Annotated in this window: 2 protein-coding genes; both read left to right on the top strand. The window is 45.9% G+C overall.

Features of this window, described 5'->3' with window-relative positions:
- The coding region (locus tag EP376_RS22655; protein WP_206074843.1) for a HamA C-terminal domain-containing protein at positions 1-722 on the top strand (722 nt) is incomplete at its 5' end.
- Positions 715-1,049: hypothetical protein (locus EP376_RS23265; RefSeq protein ID WP_206074841.1), on the top strand; the 335-nt coding region annotated here is incomplete at its 3' end. The genes EP376_RS22655 and EP376_RS23265, both read left to right, overlap by 8 nt.

Below are 1,049 nucleotides of genomic sequence, written 5' to 3'. Positions count from 1 at the left end.
GGACCACTTTCAGGGGGCTACTCCATGACAATGATACAGTTTTGGTCAATCAGATTTCGACGCAATTACACGAGCGTGCTCGCAGCCTCTTTATAAAGGCAAAGAAAGGTAGTCACAGGTCAGGAGAGGCTGGAGAAATCCTACTTTTCGTTCTGGTCGAGTGGCTACTTGGGGCACCGCAGATCGTTTCGAAAATGTACCTTAAGACCAACAACAATATGCCGGTGCACGGAACTGACGGAATTCATGCAAAATTCGACGATGAAACGAAAAAGCTCCTTCTTTATTGGGGGGAGTCCAAAGCGCATAACTCTATAGGAAATGCCTTTAGTAGCGCGATGAGATCGATCAAAGAGTTCATTGATGAGGGCGGCCAAGATTTCGAAGTTAAAGTTGTATCAAGTTTCTCTGATTTCAACACTGCAACCGAAGAGGCGAAACAAGCCTTCATCAACTATCTCGATCCCTACAGCGAAGACTACAATCAAACTATTACCGTCTTTGCTTGTCTGTTAGTTTTTGATTTTCCACCCGATGATAGTGAGTATGCATTTACCAAAGCTATAAACAAGGCCGTCAGCGATTTTATAGAGTCTCTACCCAAGAAGCTTAAAGATCGTGGAATGGGAGATATTCGGTTTGAGTTCTTTCTTGTTCCTGTCCCCTCGGCTCAAGGTTTTCGAGACAAATTTCAGATTAGAATAGGTTGGCCCAATGATTGAAGAGCTAGCTGAACGAATTTGGTCCAACCCAAAATTTCACAACGATACGAGTAATCTAAGGAACCTTGTTTTCTCAGATATGTTTGGGTTCGATGGCGCCGCTGCTGAAGATGGCGAGCGCAATTTAATGCTTAGTCGTTTAACATCCAGCGCTCTGACGCTCGCGTGTTCGGAACGGCCTGAGCTGCGCAAACGCTCATATGAGATTGCTACTGGAATATCAGAGTATGCATCGCAGACACACCCAGGTTCGGTATATGTCCTGTTGTTGGCATTGGGTCGTCTTGGGAACTTCCCGGCGATGGTGGTCTGCCCCCATCGAGTGGT

This window comes from Alexandriicola marinus, from assembly GCF_004000435.1.
Lineage (GTDB): Bacteria > Pseudomonadota > Alphaproteobacteria > Rhodobacterales > Rhodobacteraceae > Alexandriicola > Alexandriicola marinus.
The sequence above is the reverse complement of the archived record's forward strand: the minus strand, read 5'-3'. Positions and strand labels throughout refer to the sequence as shown.